Genomic DNA, 19,014 nt, shown 5'->3' with positions numbered 1-19,014 from the left:
GCTACAACACCAGCACCTACGGTACGGCCACCTTCACGGATGGCGAAACGCAGGCCGTCGTCCATCGCGATCGGGGCAATCAGGGTAACAACCATCTTGATGTTGTCGCCCGGCATGACCATCTCTACGCCTTCCGGCAGTTCGATGGTACCGGTCACGTCGGTAGTACGGAAGTAGAACTGCGGACGGTAGCCCTTGAAGAACGGAGTGTGACGACCACCTTCTTCCTTGGACAGCACGTACACTTCAGATTCGAACTTGGTGTGCGGCTTGATGGTGCCCGGCTTGGCCAGTACCTGACCACGCTCTACGTCTTCACGCTTCACGCCACGCAGCAGTGCGCCAACGTTCTCACCTGCACGACCTTCGTCCAGCAGTTTGCGGAACATTTCAACGCCGGTACAGGTGGTCTTGGTGGTATCTTTGATACCAACGATTTCCACTTCTTCACCAACCTTGACGATACCGCGCTCTACACGACCGGTAACTACGGTACCACGGCCTGCGATGGAGAATACGTCTTCGATAGGCATCAGGAACGGCTGGTCAATGGCACGCTCCGGCTCCGGAATGTAGGTGTCCAGGTGGCCAGCCAGTTCCAGGATCTTCTCTTCCCACTGAGCTTCGCCTTCCAGCGCTTTCAGTGCGGAACCACGTACTACCGGCAGGTCATCACCCGGGAAGTCGTACTCGGACAGCAGTTCGCGAACTTCCATCTCGACCAGTTCCAGCAGCTCTTCGTCATCTACCATGTCGCACTTGTTCATGAACACGATGATGTACGGAACGCCTACCTGACGACCCAGCAGGATGTGCTCACGAGTCTGCGGCATCGGGCCGTCAGTCGCTGCTACTACCAGGATTGCGCCGTCCATCTGGGCAGCACCGGTGATCATGTTTTTAACGTAGTCGGCGTGACCCGGGCAATCTACGTGAGCGTAGTGGCGGGTAGCAGTGTCGTATTCTACGTGGGAGGTGTTGATGGTGATACCACGCTCACGCTCTTCCGGTGCCTTGTCGATCTGGTCGAAGGCGAAAGCTTTACCACCGAAGTGCTTGGCCAGCACGTTGGTGATGGCGGCGGTCAGGGTGGTTTTACCGTGGTCAACGTGGCCGATGGTACCCACGTTAACGTGCGGTTTATTACGCTCAAATTTTTCTTTAGACATGATCGTCCCTCTAAACTAACGCTGAGTACGCGGTGGCAAGCTAACCACAGAACAGTTTATATGATGGATTTGAATCAAGGGGAGTAGAGAGGTTGGTGCTGACAGGCTGGTTCGATTGCCGAACTCACCCTAAGGTGTGGCTCTCAGAATTACCTGAGCCATATCAGCATCTTGGAGCGGGCAGCGGGAATCGAACCCGCATCATCAGCTTGGAAGGCTGAGGTAATAGCCATTATACGATGCCCGCATTTCTCTAACCCAAAGAACTCAAACCGCAGAGAAATATGGTGGAGGGAGAAGGATTCGAACCTTCGAAGGCAGAGCCGTCAGATTTACAGTCTGATCCCTTTGGCCGCTCGGGAACCCCTCCAGTTGCATAAATGCCACAACGGTAATTCTGCTTGCACCCGTTGTTTTTGTCGCTTTTGCTGGGCAAATAGACGACAGACATCCAAGCGTCGCGCATTTTATGGTAAGGATTTTGGGGATGCAACCATTGCACCTTGCAAAATGTGCATTTATGCCGGGATCCAGGCAAAAAAACGCTCCTTCTCCGTCCCGACCGGACGCGTCCCTTGTCGCTCCCGATCCCTTGGTGTATGGTCGCCCTGCCCAAGAAACAGTGATGACACCATGACGACAGAGCATAACCCCTATTTGCAATTCACCCGCGAACAATGGGCGTTATTGCGCGATGCGGTCCCCCTGACCCTGACCGAGCACGATCTGCAGACCCTGCGTGGGATCAACGAGAAGGTGTCATTGCGGGAAGTGGAAGAGATCTATCTGCCCCTCTCCCGTCTCCTCAATCTCTACGTCAAGGCCAAGCAGCGCCGCAGCCGGGTGTTGGAACAGTTTCTCGGTCAGTCCCGCGGCAAGGGCACCTATATCATCAGTATCGCCGGCAGCGTGGCGGGGGGAAAGAGCACCACGGCCCGTATCCTTCAGGCACTGCTGGAGCGCTGGCCAGAGCACCCCAGGGTGGAGCTGGTCACCACCGACGGCTTCCTGTTTCCCAACAAGGAGCTGGAAGCCCGTGGCCTGATGCGCCGCAAGGGGTTCCCCGAGTCTTATGACATCCGCCATCTGGTGGAGTTTGTCGCCAATATCCGCGCCGGCCACGAGAAGGTCGAGGCCCCCGTCTACTCCCACCTCATCTATGACATCCTGCCCGACGAGAAGAAGGTGGTGGAGCAGCCGGACATCCTGATCCTGGAAGGGCTCAATGTGCTGCAAAGCGGCATGGACTATCCCCAGGACCCTCATCGCGTGTTCGTGTCGGACTTCGTCGACTTTTCCATCTATGTGGATGCCGATGCCGAGCTGCTGCGCACCTGGTACATCGATCGTTTTCTCAAATTCCGCAGCGGCGCCTTCTCGGATCCCGACTCCTATTTCCACCACTACGCCAAGCTGGCCGAAAGCGAGGCGACCGAGATCGCCAACAACATCTGGCAGGATATCAACTACCTGAACCTTCAAGAGAACATCTTGCCGACCCGGGAGCGGGCCAACCTCATCCTCACCAAGGGCAACGAGCACGCCATCGAGCAGATCAAGCTGCGCAAGTGACCACTGTCGCAGTGCATACATGAAAGAGGGGGCCCGCAGGCCCCCTCTTTCATTCAGTCCTCATGAGCGTACGAGGTCAGTCACCCCGCCGCAGGGAGAGTTCCCCTCCCAGATAGAGCTTGAGCCCCTCTTCCGTCTCCAGACGCAGGGCTCCGCGTTCGTCGATCCCCCGGGCAATCCCGCGGATCACCTGCTCTCCCATCAGCAGCTTCACCGGCTGGCCGGCGAAGTGGTCGAGCCGGTTCCAGCTCTCGACGAAACTCGCCAGTCCCGTCTGTTCGAAGGTCTGCATGGCCTGCTGCAGGTGCAGCAGCACGCAGGCGGCCAGCTCGTTGCGATCCACCAGCTCGGGCTGGATATGGCGCAGCTCGGACCAGGCCTGATCGATCTTCTCCCCCTCCCGACTCGGCATCGCCAGATTGAGGCCGACCCCGATCACCAGATGGCAGCTGGCACCCGCACTGCCGCTCATCTCCACCAGGATGCCCGCCAGCTTGCGGCCCTGGTAATAGAGGTCGTTCGGCCACTTGAGCTCCACCCCGGGATAACCGAGGGACTCCAGCGCCTCGACCACCGCCACGCCGACCGCGAGACTCAGTCCCATGGCGGCCGCCATGCCCTGCTCAAGCCGCCAGTACATGCTCAGGATCAGCTGGCAACCGAAGGGAGAAACCCAGGGTTTGCCACGACGTCCCCGCCCGGCGGTCTGGCACTCGGCCAGACAGCTTTCGCCGGAGCTCAGGGTGTTGACCCGCTCCAGCAGGTACTGGTTGGTGGAGTCGATGACTGGGAAGCAGTGCACCGGTGCCATCGGTGCCTCTGCCTGCAGCCGCCCCTCGTCATAGAGGGCCATGGGCACCGCCAGCCGATAGCCCTTGCCGGTCAAGCTGAAGAGATCCAGCCCCAGATCCTTGAGCGCGGCCATGTGCTTGCTCACCGCCGCCCGGCTGATGCCAAGGCGCTCGCCCAGCTGCTCGCCGGAATGGAACTGGCCGTCGCTGAGCAGGGTGATCAGGGTCTGTCTGACGGGGGTCAGGGTCATGCCAGTACCTCGTCGAGCCAGGTTTCACCGCTGCGCCCCATGAAGCGCACCTCGTGTTCCAGCACCACACCGAACTGGTGCTCCACGCTGTCGCGGACATGGGCCGCCAGCGCGATGAGCTCCATGGCGCTGGCGCCCCCCAGATTGACCAGCACCAGCGCCTGCTCCTGATGCACGGCGGCACGACCGATGGCAAACCCCTTGAGACCGCACTGATCGATGAGCCAGCCAGCCGCCAGCTTGGCCTGCCCTTCTGCTGCAGGGTAGCAGGGCATCTGCGGGTATTGCTGTTTCAGGGTCTCGGCCAGGGCGGCGGGCACCACAGGGTTTTTGAAGAAACTGCCCGCGTTGCCCAGCACCGCCGGATCCGGCAGCTTGGCCATGCGGGTGGCACAGACGGTGTCGAAAATGGCCTGTGGCGAAGGGGCATCCCCCAGCGCCGCCAGCGGGCCATAGCCGGCGACCGGGCGCCATGCCTTGGGCAGGCGCAGACCGACGGCGATGATGAAGTGGGAGTCCTGATAGTCGTGCTTGAAGATGCTGTCACGGTAACCGAACCGGCAGTCGGCCGCCGCGATGCGCTCAACCTCGCCACTCTGCCAGTTGAACGCCTCCACGTAGGCACAGACGCTGGCCAGCTCGACCCCGTAGGCACCGATGTTCTGTACCGGGGCCGCCCCGACCGTCCCGGGAATGAGTGCCAGATTCTCCAGCCCGTGCCAGCCCTGTTGCAGGGCGTGACATACCAGCTCGTGCCAGTTTTCACCTGCCGCCACGTGTAGCAGCCAGTGCTCGGACTCCTCGTGCAGCGTGATCCCTTTCAGGCCGTTGTGGACCACCAGACCGGCAAAGTCATCGCAGAACAGGATGTTGCTTCCTCCTCCCAGCACCAGGCGCGGCAAGGTGGCCAACTCCGGGTTAGTCCGCAGTTGCGCGAGATCATCCGGCCGGGTCACATCGGCCAGCCAGAGGCAGTGTGCGTCCAGGCCCATAGTATTGAGGGTCGACAGGGAGGCGTGGGGGGTGAGTTTCATCTGTGTGTTCCGACAAGGACAAGGGCGCAGTTTACCCCAGATTCCCCGGGACAAAAAACCCGGACACTTTTCGGACTCAGGGCTCTGGAGTAGAGTAACCCCTTCATCCCGCTGAGGAAGCATGCATGAACAATCAATTCGCCGTCATCGGCCTGGGCCTGTTTGGCAGCGCCTTGTGCGAAGAGTTGCAGCGCCAGAATGCCGAGGTACTGGCCATCGACATCGACGAGAGCAAGACCCGCCAGATAGCCACCCTCTGCAACCACGTCATCGTGGCCGATGCCACCGACGAGGCCACGGTCGCCGAACTGGGCCTGGCGAATTTCGACATCGTCTTTGTCGCCATCGGCGACAACCTGGAGACCAGCATCCTGACCACGCTGGTGCTGAAAGAGGCGGGCGTGAAGAAGGTCTGGGTCAAGGCCCGCGACAAGTTCCACGCCAAGATCCTGCAGAAGGTGGGCGCGGACAAGGTGATCAACCCGGAGTGGGACATGGGCCGCCGGGTGGCCCAGAGCATGCTGGACAACCGGCTGTTCGACTACCTGGAGCTGGGTCACGACATGGTGCTGACCGAGTTCGTGATCGGCTTGCAGCAAAACACCCGCACCCTGGCCGACTTGCGCCTGCTGCAGCAAAGCGATTTCCAGCTGTTGGCCATCAAGCGGGGTGAGGTGCTGCACAACGTCCTGACCGGCAAGATGGAGCTGCAACTCGGTGACATCCTGATCCTGGCCGGCAACAAGCACGCCATCGATCACTGGCTCGACACCCTATGATCAACTGGCGCAGCAACTACGCCTTCACCCTGCATCGGGAAGACAACTCCCGCTGGAGCGAGGCCAAGCTCATCCTGGGCAGTTTCCTCATCATCCTGCTGGTTGGCACCCTGTTTCTGGTCCAGCCCTCCAGCCACAAGGGTGAGGTCACCGTCATCAACGCCCTGTTCACCGCCACCTCCGCCATCAGCGTGACCGGCCTCGGGGTGGTGGATACCGGCACCGCCTTCACCCTGCAGGGGCAGATCATCCTGTTGATATTGATGGAGATTGGTGGTCTCGGCCAGATGACCATGACACTGCTGCTCATCGCCATGTTCAGCAAGCGGGTCGGGCTGCGCCAGCAGGTGCTGGCCAAGGAGGCACTGGGCCAGGAGGGATCCGTCAACATCGTCCAGCTGGTGAAACGCATCGTCCTGTTCGCCCTGATTGCCCAGCTGATCGGCACCGCCATCATGGCCATTCGCTGGGTGCCCGACATGGGCTGGGGTCACGGCCTCTACGTCAGCTTCTTCCACGCGGTGTCGGCTTTCAACAACGCCGGCTTCTCGCTGTTTGCCAACAACCTCATGGACTACCGGGATGACCCCATCATCAGCCTGACCATACCGGCCCTGCTGATCCTGGGGGGGGTAGGCTTCACCGTCATCGTCGACCTGGTGCGCAACCGCCGCTGGCGCAAGCTGAAACTGCACAGCAAGCTGATGCTGCTGATGACCCCTGCCCTGCTGCTGCTGGGGACCCTGATGTTCTGGCTGCTGGAGCACAACAACCCGGGCACCCTGGGCAACGCCTCCTTCGGGAGCCAGTGGCTGGCAGCCTTCTTCCAGTCGGCCACCGCGCGCACGGCGGGCTTCAACACGGTGGATATCGGCCAGATGGTACCGGCCTCCCTGCTGTTCATGATGATGCTGATGTTCATCGGTGCCGGGGCAACCTCCACCGGGGGCGGTATCAAGGTCACCACCTTTGCCGTCGTTCTGCTGGCGACCCGGGCGTTTCTGACCAAGCGCCCCCATGTCACCGCCTTCGGCCGCACCCTGTCACCCCAGATAGTGACCCGCTCCCTGGCCATCATCATCGTCAGTACCATGGTGCTGATGCTGGCGATGTTCCTGCTGATGCTCACGGAGTCGCAATCATTCGACAAGATCATGTTCGAGACCATCTCGGCCTTTGCCACCGTGGGACTGTCCACCGGCATCACCGCTTCTCTAAGCGAACCGGGCAAACTGATCCTGGTGCTGGTGATGATCTGCGGCCGTCTGGGGCCCCTCACCCTGGCCATCATGCTGGCCCGCCCGGTGGAGACCCGCATCCGTTATCCGGAAGAGAGCGTCTACACGGGGTAAGCCGCTCCATCCATGCAAAGAGGGGCCACTGGCCCCTCTTCTTATTTTTATGTGATCACGGCGCGCACCAGCCTCAGGCAGCCTTGCCCCTGGTCGTCCCCTTACCAGTGCTCTTTCCAGGGCTCTTCCCCACACGAGCACTCTTGCCCGTGCTCGTGCGGGGGCGTGCGGCGGTGGACCCAGTCCGCTTGCGGCGGGCAAAGCGTTGCTTGCTGTCACCGGGCGCCGCCTTGGGCAGCGCGCTGAAGCTGGCGCCGGAATCCTGCCGCGCCCCCTCGATCAGGCCGTTGAGCTGCTCGGTGAGCGGCCCCATGAACTGCTGGTAGCTGCCGTGACGTTCGGCGATCTGACCCAGACTCTGCTCCCACAGTGCCGTCATGTCCGGTGTCGTGGCGGTCGTGGGCAGCGCCTGGACCAGGGCTCGCCCGGTCGGGGTGGCCTTGATGCTCTTGCCCTGGCGCACCAGGAAGCGGCGCTTGAACAGCAGATCGATGATCCCGGCCCGGGTCGCCTCGGTGCCCAGACCGTCGGTCTCCCGCAGGGTCTTGCGGATCTCGGGATCCTGCACATAACGGGCGATGCCGGTCATGGCGGCAAGCAGGGTGGCATCGGTAAACGGCTTGGGGGGCTGGGTCATCTTCTCCAGCAGTTCCCCCCGCTCGCACAGCAGTTCCTCCCCCTCTTTCAGGGCAGGCAGGGTTCCCGCCTCCTCCTCGTCATCCTCTTCCACTCCGAGCAGCGCCTTCCAGCCCGCCTTGAGGATGCGGCGCGCCTTGGCCTGGAACAGCCCTCCGGCGATGCGCAGCAACACCTTGCTGTCGTTGTACTCGAACGGCGGGTAGAACTGCAGCAGATACTGGCGGGCAATCAGGCCGTAAAGCTTCGCCTCGTCGGCCCCCAGGCTCCCCTCGTTCCCCCTCTTCTCGGTGGGAATGATGGCGTGGTGGGCATCCACCTTGCTGTCGTTCCACGCCTTGCTGCGGATCCTGCCATCCGCTTCGGCGACCGCCCTGGCCAGCGCAGGGGCCGTGCTGGCGATGGCCTCCCGCACCTGGCCGGCCCGGTTGAAGTGCTCGCTCGGCAGATGGCGGCTGTCGGATCTGGGATAGGTGATGAGCTTGTGCCGCTCGTAGAGGCTCTGGCAGATATCCAGCACCCGCTTGGCATCCATGCCAAAGCGCTTGGCCGCGTCGATCTGCAGGCTGGAGAGGTTGTAGGGGAGCGGCGCCGCCTGCTTGCGCGCCTGCTCCTCCACCGCCTCCACCCGGGCGGGTTGCCCCTGGATCCGCTCCACCACCTTGGCGGCCAGCGCCCGGTTGAGCACCCGTCCCTCCTCATCCTGCCAGGGCAGACATGCCTCCGATGGCAGCCACCTGGCGGTGAAGCGTTCGTTGCCCTGGGTCAACAGATGGGCCATCACCTCGTAGAACGGCTTAGGAACGAAGGCCTCGATCTCGAGATCCCGGCGCACCACCAGACCGAGCAAGGGGGTCTGTACCCGACCCACCGACAGCAGTTCGCTGCAGCCCCCCTTGCGGCCAAGCAGGGTATAGGCCCGGGTCATGTTGATGCCATAGAGCCAGTCGGCACGGCTACGGGCCAGCGCCGACACCGCCAGCGGCACGAACTCCTTGTTGTCTCTGAGCTTGTCGAGGGCGCGGCGCACGGCGGGGGGATTGAGATCGCTGATGAGGCAGCGCTGAACCGGTTTGGTCTTGGGATAGCCGAGAAAGTCGATCACCTCGTCCACCAGCAGTTGCCCTTCCCTGTCCGGGTCACCGGCGTTGACCACGCAGTCCGCCTGCTTGATGAGCCCCTTGATGACGGCCAGCTGGGCCTTGGTCTTGGGTTTGGCCACCAGCTGCCACTGGGTCGGGACAATGGGAAGGGATTCCATGCGCCACTGCTTGTAGGCGGCATCGTAGGCATCGGGCTCGGCCTGCTCCAGCAGGTGACCGATGCACCAGGTCACCACGTCTCCCTGCGCCGTCTCGATGAAACCCTCCCCCTTCTTGTGAGGTTTGGGGAGGACATCGGCGATGGCGCGGCCAAGGCTGGGTTTCTCGGCGATAAAGAGTCGCATGATGGATACACCTGAATACTGTATATGTGAACAGTATACAATCCTCTCGCCACAAACCCCAAGCCCCGGGGTGGCGTACTGCCTCCTCGCCCCGGCTTGGGCATCGCTCCCACCACCGCACATCCCGCTCCCGCTGTATGGGAAAAATGCGATTTAAATTCAATAAATCATGCCAAAACAAATAACAAAACCAAAAATCAATTATATGTCGAAATTAAAACCATGACCGAGGTCAACCCTTAGAATCCTGGGACTACTACTATATTGGTAATACCCGAATTCGAAGGACACCGTCACCATGCTTGGAAAACTGTTGAGAAAGACCTGGTTCTGGCTTCTGCTGCTCGGGGCCCTGCTGGGGATCGCCGCACTGGGCGTCACCGTCACCGTGCTGCACAAGACCAGCTCCACCGAGTTCTGCGTCTCCTGCCACTCCATGCAGACCCCCCTCGCCGAATATCAGGGCAGCGTCCACTTCCAGAACGTGAAGGGGATCCGCGCCGAGTGCGCCGACTGCCACATCCCCAGTGAACCCGCCGCCTATCTCTGGACCAAGATCCGCGCCGTGAAAGACATCTATCACGAGGCGATCGGCACCCTCGACACCCCGGAAAAATACGAGGCCCACAAGCTGCGCATGGCCCAGACCGTGTGGGATCAGCTCAAGGCCAATGACTCCGCCACCTGTCGCAGCTGCCACAGCTACGCCGCCATGGACATCCTGGCCCAGCGCCCCAATGCCCGCGCCGAGCACCCGGTCGCCATCAAGGAGGGTCAGACCTGCATCGACTGCCACCGCGGCGTTGCCCACATCATGCCGGACATGAGCGGCCTGGCTGCCGCCGGTGCCAGCGAGCTGGCGCAAGCCGCCGCCCAGACCCCGGCCACCGTCACCACCCGCTATGCCATCGCCACCACCCCGCTCTATCTGGATGCCGGCGCCAAGACTGATGAAGGCACCCTGATGCCCTCCACCCAGGTGGAAGTGCTGGCCAACGACAACGGCCGCGCCCAGGTGCGCATCGACGGCTGGCAGCAGGACGGGGTGAGCGAGGTGTTCTACGCCGCCCCCGGCAAACGGATCCTGAGCGTGCTGGTCGGCGAAGCCGCCAGAAAAGCCCTCGTGACCGGCAAGAGCGAGACCGACAGCGCCACCAACCTCACCTGGCATCAGGTCAGCCTGACCGCCTGGGTCGACCAGAGCCAGCTCATCGGCGACCAGGGCAAGCTGTGGCAATACGCCTCCACCCTGATGTCCAACAACTGCACCGGCTGTCACGGCCTCACCGCGCTGGATCACTTCAACGCCAACCAGTGGATCGGCGTCATCAAGGGGATGGAGTCCCGTACCTCCCTCACCCCGGAGCAGGCGCGCATGCTCACCCAATACGTGCAGAAACACGCCAGCGACATGAGCGCGGCCCATTAAGGCAGGAACAGAGGACTCTCCCATGACTTTTTTCAATGACCAACAGACCAACCTCTCCCGCCGTACTCTGCTCAAGGGGCTGGGGGCCTGTGCCGCCTTGCCCCTGCTGGCCGGTATCTTCCCGAAAAGCGCCCTGGCCAAGGCCGTCAGCACGGCCCTTGAGCAGTTCCCCACCCTGGTGCCCGCCCAGAAGGGCATCCTGACCGGCGCCCACTGGGGAGCCTTCGAGGCCATCGTCTCCGAGGGCCGCATGGTGCGGGTCCAGCCGGTGGCCGATGACCCAGCGCCGAATGACCTCATCGACATGGCGCCGTTCCAGGTCCACGCCAAGAACCGCATCAAGTACCCCATGGTGCGCAAAAGCTGGCTGGAGCACGGCCCGGGCGCCAGACCGGAGTTGCGCGGTGCCGACGAGTGGGTACGGGTGAGCTGGGAAAAGGCCATCGACTTGGTGGCCGGCGAGATCCAGCGCGTTCAGTCTGATTTCGGCCCGCAGGCGATCCACGCCGGTTCCTACGGCTGGAAGAGTGTCGGCATGTTCCACAACAGCCGCACCCTGCTGCACCGCCTGATGAACCTCTCCGGCGGCTTCACCGGTTATGCCGGTGACTACTCCACCGGCGCGGCTCAGGTGATCATGTCCCACGTGATGGGCTCCATCGAGGTGTACGAACAGCAGACCGCCTGGCCCAACGTGGTGGAAAACGCAGAACTGGTGGTGCTCTGGGGGGTCAATGCTCAGGTGACCCTGAAGAACAGCTGGAACATACCGGATCATGAAGGTCAAGCGGGCTTCAAGGCGCTGAAAGAGAAAGGCACCCGCGTCATCAGCATCGATCCGGTCTACAACGAGACCGCCAAGCTGGTCGGCGCCGAGTGGATTGCCCCGAACGCCTACACCGACGTGGCCATGATGCTGGGGGTGGCCCACACCCTCTACAGCGAGAAGAAGCACGATCAGGCCTTCCTCGATCGCTACACCGTCGGCTTCGACAAATTCCTCGCCTATCTGCTTGGCAAGGATGACGGTCAGCCGAAGAGCGCCGACTGGGCGAGCAGCGTCTGCGGCGTCGATGCCAAGGTGATCCGCCAGCTGGCCCTCGACATGGCCGCCAAGCGCACCATGATCATGGCCGGTTGGGGCATGCAACGTCAGCAGCATGGCGAACAGCCGAACTGGATGCTGGTCACTCTGGCTGCCATGCTGGGCCAGATCGGCCTACCGGGGGGCGGCTACGGCTTCAGTTACCACTACTCCTCCGGTGGCAGCCCCACCGCCAAGGGCGGCATTCTGGCGGGGATCTCCGCCGGCAACGCGCCGAAGAACAGCCCGGCACCGATCCCGGTGGCCCGCATCGCCGACTGCCTTGCCAACCCGGGCAAGACCATCGACTTCAACGGCCGCAAGGTGACCTATCCGGACATCAAGCTGGTCTACGTGGCGGGGGGCAACCCCTTCCACCACCATCAGGACACCAACAACCTAGTCAAGGCGTGGCGCAAGCCGCAGACCGTGATCGTGCACGAGCCCTACTGGACGGCGACTGCCAAACACGCCGACATCGTGCTGCCGGTCACCACCAGCTACGAGCGCAACGACCTGGAGATGGGGGGCGACTACTCCCAGCGCTACGTCTTCCCGATGCACCAGTGCGTGCCCCCCCAGTTTGAAGCCCGCAACGACTTCGACATCTTCAGCGCCATCGCAGCCAAGCTGGGCGTGCAGGAGCAGTACACCGAAGGGAAGGACGAGATGCTGTGGCTCAAGCAGATGTACGACGGCATGGCGGCGCAGGCCCGTGGCGCCCGTGTGGCGCTACCGCCGTTCAACATGTTCTGGGAGTCCAACAACTACATCCGCTTCCCGATCCCGGAGGCCAACCGCCAGTGGATCCGTCACGCCGATTTTCGCGAAAACCCGCTGCTCAACCCGCTCGGTACCCCGTCCGGCAAGATCGAAATCTTCTCCAGCACGGTGGCCGGCATGGGTTATGCCGACTGCGCCGGTCATCCCAAGTGGTATGAGCCCAAGGAGTGGGTGAAGAGCGAGGTGGCGGCGCGCTATCCGCTGTCGCTCAACACTTCCCACCCGACCCAGCGGTTGCACTCCCAGCTCGACAACACCCCGCTGCGGGACAAGTTCGCCATCGCCGATCGGGAGGCGATCCTGATCCATCCGGACGACGCCAAGGCGCGCGGCATCCAGGATGGCGATCTGGTGCGGGCCTTCAACGAGCGCGGCCAGATCCTGGTGGGGGCCCTGATCTCCGCCGATATCCGGCCCGGGGTAGTGCGGGTGTGTGAAGGGGCCTGGTACGATCCGGCCAAGCCGGGGGAAGCGGGCAGCATCTGCAAGAACGGCAACGTCAACTGCCTCACCTTCGACGAGGGCTCGTCCAGTCTGGCCCAGGGCAACTGCGGCCACATGGCCCAATTGCAGATAGAGAAGTATATCGGGCCAGTGCTAGCCAACACGGCGCACGAGGTACCGGCCAACGGCTGAGGCGGTTGCATGCAGACAAAACGGCGCCATAGAGGAGCCGTTTTCTTATCGCAGTTTGTGGTGTGGCTCAGAAGTCTCCTTCCACCATGTACTCTTCGGCGCACTCCACCAGCTGGGGCCAGAGATCTTCCGGCACCCAGGCCTCGGGGTCATCCTCGTCACCGTCATATTGGCTCCAGAAGAAGGCTCGCAGCCCGCTTGCGAAGTCGTCGCTCAACTCCGCCAGTTCGGAGAGGGGCCCCAGCCAGGCAATGCGGCGCAGGCCGGAGGCGAGATCGTTGATGGCATCCATCAGGGTGCGATCATCCAGGCTCTGCTCCACCAGCAGGGTGAAGCGCTCGCGGGCGCTCTCGGTCTGCTCCTCGTCCAGCTCGCCCACGTCGGCCAGCAGGTCGACAAAATCCTCCAGCAGGAACTGGATCAGAGCATCCCTGTCCTCGAACCACTGGATCTGGGCCCCCTTGGTGCCCAGCACCGAGGCATCGAACGAATCATCGAGATGGCACAAAGCCCAAGGATCGTCAGTCATTGCTACCCTTCCTACACCTGAAACAAGAGACGTATCTTATGCCGGGTGCCGCACCCTTGCCAGCACGGCGGCACAAAAGGGGCCCCCCGACGGGGCCCCCCGTCACTCGACCCTGGCCACCTTGGGCAGGGAGAGGGAAGCGGCGAGCCCCCCCAGCTCGGCCCGCCCCATGATGAGGCTGCCACGGTAAGCCTCCGCCAGGTCTGACACTATGTTGAGACCGAGCCCGGAACCCGGCACCTTCTCGTCGAGGCGCACCCCCCGCAGCACCGCCTTGGCGATCTGATCCTCGCTCATGCCGGGACCGTCGTCCTCGATGCGCAGGGTGATCCAGCCCCCCAGCTCGGCGCTGGAGATGCGCAGCTCGCTGGCGGACCACTTGAAGGCGTTCTCCAGCAGGTTGCCCACCATCTCGTCGAAGTCCTGCTCCTCCACCCCGACCGCCAGATTGACCGGCACCTGCAAGTCCACCGTCTTGCCGGGATAGAGGCGGGAGAAGGCGCGGCAGATGTACTCCACCCGGGCCCGCACCGGGGTCGACACCCCGAGGATCTTGGCGGCGCCGGTCACCCGCGCCTTGCCGAGGTGGTAGTCGATGTGGCGCTGGATCTGGTCGAGCTGCTCGCCGAGGGCGGCCTGATCCTCCGGCGGCAACTGGGTCACCTGGTTGCGCATGATGCTGAGCGGCGTCTTGAGGGCGTGGGCCAGGTTGCCGGTGTGGGAGCGGGCCCGTTGCAGCAGCTCGCCATAGTGGTGCAGCAGGCGGTTGATATCCTCCACCAGCGGCTGGATCTCCAGGGGGTAGCGAAGCCGGAACCCCTCCTGATGACCCTGATGGACGCGGCTCAGCTCGCGGCGCAGCAGGTGCAGCGGGCGCAGGCCGTAGAGGATCTGGAACATGAAGCCGAGCACCAGGCCGGTGGCGGCGAAGCCGAGGCCGAGGAACAGGCTGATGCGGGTCTTCTTCAGGGTCTGGGTCAGGGCGCTGCTGTCCTTGGCCATCACCAGGGTGAAGACCCGATCAGACCCCGGCAGCAGCACGGTACGGGTCATGATGAGCAGGGGCTCCTTGTTGGGCCCCTTGCCGACAAAGAGATCCGGATCGCCGAAAGCCGACTTCAGGCCGTGGGCACTCAGATGGGCATCCCACAGGGAGCGGGAGCGACTGACCACCGTCTCCCCCAGCTCCAGTTGCCAGTAGTAGCCGGAGTAGGGCTGGCGATAACGGGGGTCGGCCATGGGCTCGGTGACCACCGGCATGCCGTCCGGCTGGATCTCGAGGCGGGAGAGCAGATCGTAGAGCTGCAGGCGCAGGCCATCGGCCTCCGCCTCCTGCCAGTAGTTGCGCATCATGGTCTGCAGGCTGAAGCCGGTGGCGAACAGGAAGAGACCGCACCAGACCATGGCGATCACCACCAGCCGACCTCGCAGGGTGCGTACCAGCCTCATTCAACCCACCCCGCCATCGGTTGCGAGGGTGTCATTCGTTGATCCGGTAGCCGAGGCCGCGCACCGTCTCGATGAGATCGGCGTGGGTCTTCTTGCGGATGCGGCCGATGAACACCTCCACGGTGTTGGAGTCGCGATCGAAATCCTGGGCATAGATGTGGTCGATCAGCTCGCTGCGGGACACCACCTTGCCCCTGTGCTGCATCAGGTAGCCCAGCACCCGGAACTCGTGGGCGGTGAGCTTGATGGGGGTCCCTTCGTACCACACCTGGGAAGCCGCCATGTCGAGACGCACGCCACCGATCTCGAGGATGGAGCTGGCGTTCCCCGCCGCCCGGCGCACCAGCGCCTGCACCCTCGCCACCAGCTCCGCCACCTGGAAGGGCTTGGTGAGGTAGTCGTCAGCCCCGGCGTTGAGCCCTTCAATCTTCTCGTGCAACTGGCCACGGGCGGTCAGCACCAGCACCGGGGTGTCCATCCCCTTGCTGCGCCACTCCTTCAGTACGCTCAGGCCGTCGCGACCGGGCAGGCCGAGATCCAGGATGATGGCGTCATAGGGTTCGGTCTCGCCGAGAAAGCCCGCCTCGTTGCCATCGTGGCAGAGATCGGTGACGAAACCGGACAGACGCAGCTGTTCCGCCAGCTGGCCCGCGAGGATCTTTTCATCTTCAACTATCAGAATGCGCATACATGGGTATCCAAAACAGGGTTGTGCCAGCACCGGCAACGGTTGGGGGGACGAACCGGACGGCGGTACGTTCGCGGACTCACGCCGTTACTCCTCTTCCGGGGGCGGGCGCGGAGCGAACAGGCGTTCCAGATGGTGCCCCTTGAGCCACACCATCTCCAGGTTGTCAGCCCGGTAGCCCACCTTGATGACGCTGTTCTCCTCGTCGATGAGCCTGAGCTCGTAGAGCCAGACGCCATCCTCCTCACCCAGATCGACCCGCAGCACCCGCACCGGCAGGCGGGAGGCCACCGCCATCAGCTCATGAAAAGGACGGACCCGCCCCTCGCTGACCGCCTGTTGCAGCAAGGCCTCGTTCGGCTGGGCCGCCTGAACCAGCATCGGCAGCAGCAATCCAAGCAGGGGCAGCGCGCTATTCATGGGTGATTCATCTCTCAAAACCTAACATAATGCCGTTTATAGTGTGCCAGCCATGAATCCGGAATGAATATGATCCCACGCAGTATCCTGCTGATCTTGTGCCTCTTTTCCACCTTTGGCTGGGCGGCGCAGACACGTCTCGACATGGCCGGACTGGTCAAGTTGTTGCTGGCACAAGGGTATCACGACATTCGGGAAGTGGAGCTGGAAGGGGACAAATTCGAGGTCGATACCCTGAATGCCGACGATCAGCGCGTCCAGTTGCAGGTCGATGCCAACACCGGCGAGATCACCAAAAAAGAGGCCGAATAGGCCTCTTTTGCTATGGGCGTGACGGCTGTTTCGCCGCCCCCCTCCCGGCCACTTGCGGGCGCCTGCGCCAGGTGCGCAGCAGCTTCTCCCGACGGGGCCACAGCAGGGCGCAGGCCAGCACCAGATAGATGAGCGGCTCCTGCCACCCGCTCTTGACCGACCACCAGTAGTGTACCGGCACCAGCAGAGCCACCCCGTAGATCCAGTTGTGCAGCTTCTGCCAGGCCGGCCCCATGCGTCGCAACAGGGCCGGGATCGAGGTGATGCCGAGCGCCAGCAACAGCAGCAGCGCCACCATGCCCACCACTATGTAGCTGCGCTTCACCAGCTCGCCGCCAATCAGCCCCCAGTCGAACTGCAGATCCAGCCCCAGCCAGACCATGAAGTGCAGGGACGCCCAGGCGGCGCACCAGAGCCCGAGGGGGCGGCGCAACTTGATGAGCTGCCCCTGGCGCCAGCGCTTGGCGAGCGGCGACACCAGCAGGGTCAGCAACAGCAGGTGGAGGGCCCCCTTGCCAAGGTAATGGGTCAGCCCCTGGACCGGATCCCCCCCCAGCAGCCCGGCTGGCACGGCATAGCCCAGCCAGAGCAGAAAGCCAAGCGAACCAAGGTGCACCAGCGCCCGCAAGCCGTTGATATGGGCTGTTTTCAGTCTCGGCGTCATATTGCAGTTCCCGTCATGTTTTTCCCGCTTCTCATCCCCTCTCCCACCAGGGGAGAAGGAGGCAAGAGATCAGTCGGGCAGCGCGTCAGTCTCAATACCATTTACGCAGATCCATCCCCTGATAGAGGGACGCCACCTCGTCGCCGTAGCCATTGAACATCAGGGTCGGCTGGCGCTTGGCCCCGAAAATGCCCCCCTCGCCGATGAAACGCTCGCTCGCCTGGCTCCAGCGCGGGTGATCCACGTTCGGGTTGACGTTGGCGTAGAAGCCATATTCGTTGGGGGCCAGCAGGTTCCAGGTGGTGGGGGGCATCTCCTCCACCAGGCGGATGGAGACGATGCTCTTGATGCTCTTGAAGCCGTACTTCCAGGGCACCACCAGCCGGATGGGAGCCCCGTTCTGGGCGGGCAGGGTCTTGCCATAGAGCCCCATGGCGAGGAAGGAGAGGGGGTGCATGGCCTCGTCGAGGCGCAAGCCCTCCACATAGGGATAATCGATGCCGCCCCCCAGGGCACGGGAGGCCTGCCCCGGCAACTGTTCCGGATCATAGAGCGTCTCGAAGGCCACGAACTTGGCGCGACTGGTGGGCTCGGCACGGCGGATCAGATCCGCCAGCGCAATGCCGCTCCAGGGCAATACCATGGACCAGGCCTCCACGCAGCGCAGCCGATAGATGCGCTCCTCCAGCGTACTCTTGTTGATGAGATCCCACACATCCAGGGTGAAGGGTTTGGCCACCTCCCCTTCCACCTTCAGGGTCCAGGGCTCGGGCCTGAGGTAATGGCCGTTGCGGGCCGGGTCCCCCTTGTCGGTCCCCAGCTCGTAGAAATTGTTGTGGGTGGTGGCCTTCTCCTCCGGGGTGAGGATCAATCCCTCTGGCCGGGTCGCGGCACGGATGTCGAGGGGTCTGGTGGGGGCCACGGTGGCCGGCTTGTCCGGTGCGAAGAGATCCAGCAGGCTGGCCTTCACCGGAAACGCCAGGGTGGCGGCACCGACGCCCAGGCCCAGCCCTTTCAGGATGCGGCGACGATCCTGATAGACGGTTTCCGGCGTGACATCCTGTTCGGTGGGGTGATGAGAAGTACGGCGCTTGATCAACATGAAAAAACTCCCGGGACGATGAGGTTGACAACCATAAGACCCGCCCCGGCCGAGTTTTATTTCACACAGAATTACATGAGTTGGTAAAGGGGCAGTGCCTTGGCCATGGTACCGGCCAGGAAGAGCACTACGAACACCAGCAGAGGAACGATCACGTTTGGCACCATCAGACTCACTCCATGAGCAGGACAGGGCCTCTAACTATGGAACAAGGTCTGCGGCGCCTCCAATGAATTTTTTTCGCGAGCGCAAGCGTATTCCAGAGTTGCAAAGAGTGATCGGGATCACACACAATCCGGCCCCCGCTTGCTGCCGCTCTACCGCGGAGTAGGCTGCCTCCTTTTCCGGATTCAACCACTGAGAGTCACGCCATGAGCCCACTGTTCGCCATCGCCATCACGACCGGAATCCTCTCCGCCGTCTGGGGTGGACTGGCCGCCGCACTCGGTCTCATCTCCTGGGTCGGCTTCCTCGGCTGCACCAGCTACTTCGCCTCGAGTGGCGGTTACAAGGCGCTGTTGCAGACCCTGCTGTGCAACACCACCGGCATGCTGTGGGCACTCCTGCTGATCCACGGGGAGACCTGGTGGGGGGCCGGCATGGCGGGTTATCTGATGACAGGGGTGGTGGCCACCCTGATGTGCGTGCAGGCCAGGCAGCAGTGGCTCGCCTACATTCCCGGCACCTTCGCCGGTTGCTGTGCCACCTTCGGCGCCGCAGGCGAGTGGCGGCTCATTCTGCCCTCCCTCATCATCGGCGCCCTGTTTGGCTATCTGATGAAGGCGAGCGGCCTCTGGCTCTCCCAGAAGACTCTCTCTACCAGCGGTGTCAGCGACCCGGCCTGAGGCCGATTCTGTCGGAAACCAGAGGGGCGGCCCGTCATCGAC

At 62.8% G+C, this 19,014-nt stretch carries 17 protein-coding genes and 2 tRNA genes; 7 read left to right on the top strand and 12 right to left on the bottom strand.

Annotated features, from left to right (window positions below; genetic code table 11):
* The 3 genes from tuf to AB5Y47_RS02765 all read right to left on the bottom strand — a co-directional run.
* The coding region (tuf, locus tag AB5Y47_RS02775; RefSeq protein WP_202041923.1) for an elongation factor Tu at positions 1-1,169 on the bottom strand (1,169 nt) is incomplete at its 3' end.
* 172 nt (positions 1,170-1,341) lie between these two features.
* A tRNA-Gly gene (locus AB5Y47_RS02770) sits at positions 1,342-1,416 on the bottom strand.
* 38 nt (positions 1,417-1,454) lie between these two features.
* Positions 1,455-1,539 (bottom strand) — tRNA-Tyr (locus AB5Y47_RS02765).
* A gap of 263 nt (positions 1,540-1,802) precedes the next feature.
* Between AB5Y47_RS02765 and coaA the strand changes: the two genes are divergently transcribed.
* The gene (gene coaA / locus AB5Y47_RS02760) at positions 1,803-2,741 is read left to right on the top strand and encodes a type I pantothenate kinase (RefSeq protein WP_029314861.1); all 939 of its coding nucleotides are present in this window, start codon (positions 1,803-1,805) and stop codon (positions 2,739-2,741) included.
* Between the two features lie 76 nt (positions 2,742-2,817).
* Here coaA and birA read toward each other — a convergent pair whose 3' ends face one another.
* Positions 2,818-3,783: a bifunctional biotin--[acetyl-CoA-carboxylase] ligase/biotin operon repressor BirA gene (gene birA / locus AB5Y47_RS02755; protein WP_042864793.1), complete on the bottom strand. Its 966-nt coding sequence runs from the start codon at positions 3,781-3,783 to the stop codon at positions 2,818-2,820.
* Positions 3,780-4,817: a UDP-N-acetylmuramate dehydrogenase gene (gene murB, locus AB5Y47_RS02750; RefSeq protein WP_010675964.1), complete on the bottom strand. Its 1,038-nt coding sequence runs from the start codon at positions 4,815-4,817 to the stop codon at positions 3,780-3,782. Before murB ends, birA begins: the two co-directional genes overlap by 4 nt.
* A gap of 125 nt (positions 4,818-4,942) precedes the next feature.
* Between murB and AB5Y47_RS02745 the strand changes: the two genes are divergently transcribed.
* Together AB5Y47_RS02745 and AB5Y47_RS02740 are read left to right on the top strand one after the other, a co-directional pair.
* The gene (locus AB5Y47_RS02745) at positions 4,943-5,596 is read left to right on the top strand and encodes a TrkA family potassium uptake protein (RefSeq protein WP_010675965.1); all 654 of its coding nucleotides are present in this window, start codon (positions 4,943-4,945) and stop codon (positions 5,594-5,596) included.
* Positions 5,593-6,948 carry a TrkH family potassium uptake protein gene (locus AB5Y47_RS02740; RefSeq protein ID WP_041211921.1) on the top strand — a complete coding sequence of 452 codons (1,356 nt, stop codon included), beginning with the start codon at positions 5,593-5,595 and terminating at the stop codon, positions 6,946-6,948. Before AB5Y47_RS02745 ends, AB5Y47_RS02740 begins: the two co-directional genes overlap by 4 nt.
* 73 nt (positions 6,949-7,021) lie before the next feature.
* Here AB5Y47_RS02740 and AB5Y47_RS02735 read toward each other — a convergent pair whose 3' ends face one another.
* Positions 7,022-9,031, bottom strand: coding sequence for a DNA topoisomerase III (locus AB5Y47_RS02735; RefSeq protein ID WP_049636024.1), 2,010 nt, complete (start codon positions 9,029-9,031; stop codon positions 7,022-7,024).
* A 298-nt stretch (positions 9,032-9,329) separates the two neighbouring features.
* Between AB5Y47_RS02735 and AB5Y47_RS02730 the strand changes: the two genes are divergently transcribed.
* Both AB5Y47_RS02730 and torA read left to right on the top strand, forming a co-directional pair.
* A complete protein-coding gene (locus AB5Y47_RS02730; protein WP_049636025.1) occupies positions 9,330-10,460 on the top strand; it encodes a NapC/NirT family cytochrome c in 1,131 nt (376 codons plus the stop codon).
* 22 nt (positions 10,461-10,482) lie between these two features.
* Positions 10,483-12,963 (top strand): trimethylamine-N-oxide reductase TorA, encoded by a 2,481-nt coding sequence (gene torA, locus AB5Y47_RS02725; RefSeq protein WP_266110119.1) that lies wholly within the window; start codon positions 10,483-10,485, stop codon positions 12,961-12,963.
* A gap of 67 nt (positions 12,964-13,030) precedes the next feature.
* On the opposite strand, the gene AB5Y47_RS02720 is transcribed toward torA, so the two are convergent.
* From AB5Y47_RS02720 to AB5Y47_RS02705, 4 genes are all read right to left on the bottom strand, one after another.
* Positions 13,031-13,492, bottom strand: a complete 462-nt coding sequence (locus AB5Y47_RS02720) for a hypothetical protein (RefSeq protein ID WP_045522787.1) — start codon at positions 13,490-13,492, stop codon at positions 13,031-13,033.
* A 102-nt stretch (positions 13,493-13,594) separates the two neighbouring features.
* Entirely contained in the window at positions 13,595-14,941 is a 1,347-nt protein-coding gene (locus AB5Y47_RS02715; protein WP_010675971.1) for a sensor histidine kinase, read from the bottom strand.
* A 31-nt stretch (positions 14,942-14,972) separates the two neighbouring features.
* Positions 14,973-15,629 carry a response regulator transcription factor gene (locus AB5Y47_RS02710; RefSeq protein ID WP_005332666.1) on the bottom strand — a complete coding sequence of 219 codons (657 nt, stop codon included), beginning with the start codon at positions 15,627-15,629 and terminating at the stop codon, positions 14,973-14,975.
* An 87-nt stretch (positions 15,630-15,716) separates the two neighbouring features.
* Entirely contained in the window at positions 15,717-16,049 is a 333-nt protein-coding gene (locus tag AB5Y47_RS02705) for a PepSY domain-containing protein (RefSeq protein ID WP_041211926.1), read from the bottom strand.
* A 63-nt stretch (positions 16,050-16,112) separates the two neighbouring features.
* Here AB5Y47_RS02705 and AB5Y47_RS02700 point away from each other — a divergent pair, with 63 nt between their 5' ends.
* Positions 16,113-16,361: a PepSY domain-containing protein gene (locus AB5Y47_RS02700; protein ID WP_010675973.1), complete on the top strand. Its 249-nt coding sequence runs from the start codon at positions 16,113-16,115 to the stop codon at positions 16,359-16,361.
* Between the two features lie 10 nt (positions 16,362-16,371).
* Here AB5Y47_RS02700 and msrQ read toward each other — a convergent pair whose 3' ends face one another.
* Positions 16,372-17,025, bottom strand: a complete 654-nt coding sequence (msrQ, locus tag AB5Y47_RS02695; protein ID WP_368219784.1) for a protein-methionine-sulfoxide reductase heme-binding subunit MsrQ — start codon at positions 17,023-17,025, stop codon at positions 16,372-16,374.
* 91 nt (positions 17,026-17,116) lie between these two features.
* On the bottom strand, positions 17,117-18,127 hold the full coding sequence (gene msrP / locus AB5Y47_RS02690) for a protein-methionine-sulfoxide reductase catalytic subunit MsrP (RefSeq protein WP_102948934.1): 1,011 nt from the start codon (positions 18,125-18,127) through the stop codon (positions 17,117-17,119).
* 371 nt (positions 18,128-18,498) lie between these two features.
* On the opposite strand from msrP, the gene AB5Y47_RS02685 reads away from it, so the two are divergent.
* A complete protein-coding gene (locus AB5Y47_RS02685) occupies positions 18,499-18,972 on the top strand; it encodes a DUF1097 domain-containing protein (RefSeq protein WP_043153924.1) in 474 nt (157 codons plus the stop codon).
* The last annotated feature ends 42 nt before the right edge of the window (positions 18,973-19,014 follow it).

This window comes from Aeromonas sp. R7-2 (genome assembly GCF_040908105.1).
In the GTDB taxonomy this organism is placed as follows: Bacteria; Pseudomonadota; Gammaproteobacteria; order Enterobacterales; family Aeromonadaceae; genus Aeromonas; species Aeromonas caviae.
Note: the sequence above shows the minus strand (reverse complement) of the source record. Positions and strands in the feature narration are given on the sequence as shown.

Bases quoted from the DNA above. Each gene is read 5' to 3' on its own strand.
- AB5Y47_RS02730 (WP_049636025.1), top strand. From the start codon at position 9,330: ATGCTTGGAAAACTGTTGAGAAAGACCTGGTTCTGGCTTCTGCTGCTC.
- AB5Y47_RS02740 (WP_041211921.1), top strand. From the start codon at position 5,593: ATGATCAACTGGCGCAGCAACTACGCCTTCACCCTGCATCGGGAAGAC.
- msrP (WP_102948934.1), bottom strand. From the start codon at position 18,127: ATGTTGATCAAGCGCCGTACTTCTCATCACCCCACCGAACAGGATGTC.
- AB5Y47_RS02720 (WP_045522787.1), bottom strand. From the start codon at position 13,492: ATGACTGACGATCCTTGGGCTTTGTGCCATCTCGATGATTCGTTCGAT.
- AB5Y47_RS02745 (WP_010675965.1), top strand. From the start codon at position 4,943: ATGAACAATCAATTCGCCGTCATCGGCCTGGGCCTGTTTGGCAGCGCC.
- AB5Y47_RS02715 (WP_010675971.1), bottom strand. From the start codon at position 14,941: ATGAGGCTGGTACGCACCCTGCGAGGTCGGCTGGTGGTGATCGCCATG.
- msrQ (WP_368219784.1), bottom strand. From the start codon at position 17,025: ATGACGCCGAGACTGAAAACAGCCCATATCAACGGCTTGCGGGCGCTG.
- AB5Y47_RS02735 (WP_049636024.1), bottom strand. From the start codon at position 9,031: ATGCGACTCTTTATCGCCGAGAAACCCAGCCTTGGCCGCGCCATCGCC.
- AB5Y47_RS02700 (WP_010675973.1), top strand. From the start codon at position 16,113: ATGAATATGATCCCACGCAGTATCCTGCTGATCTTGTGCCTCTTTTCC.
- coaA (WP_029314861.1), top strand. From the start codon at position 1,803: ATGACGACAGAGCATAACCCCTATTTGCAATTCACCCGCGAACAATGG.
- AB5Y47_RS02705 (WP_041211926.1), bottom strand. From the start codon at position 16,049: ATGAATAGCGCGCTGCCCCTGCTTGGATTGCTGCTGCCGATGCTGGTT.
- AB5Y47_RS02710 (WP_005332666.1), bottom strand. From the start codon at position 15,629: ATGCGCATTCTGATAGTTGAAGATGAAAAGATCCTCGCGGGCCAGCTG.
- murB (WP_010675964.1), bottom strand. From the start codon at position 4,817: ATGAAACTCACCCCCCACGCCTCCCTGTCGACCCTCAATACTATGGGC.
- AB5Y47_RS02685 (WP_043153924.1), top strand. From the start codon at position 18,499: ATGAGCCCACTGTTCGCCATCGCCATCACGACCGGAATCCTCTCCGCC.
- birA (WP_042864793.1), bottom strand. From the start codon at position 3,783: ATGACCCTGACCCCCGTCAGACAGACCCTGATCACCCTGCTCAGCGAC.
- torA (WP_266110119.1), top strand. From the start codon at position 10,483: ATGACTTTTTTCAATGACCAACAGACCAACCTCTCCCGCCGTACTCTG.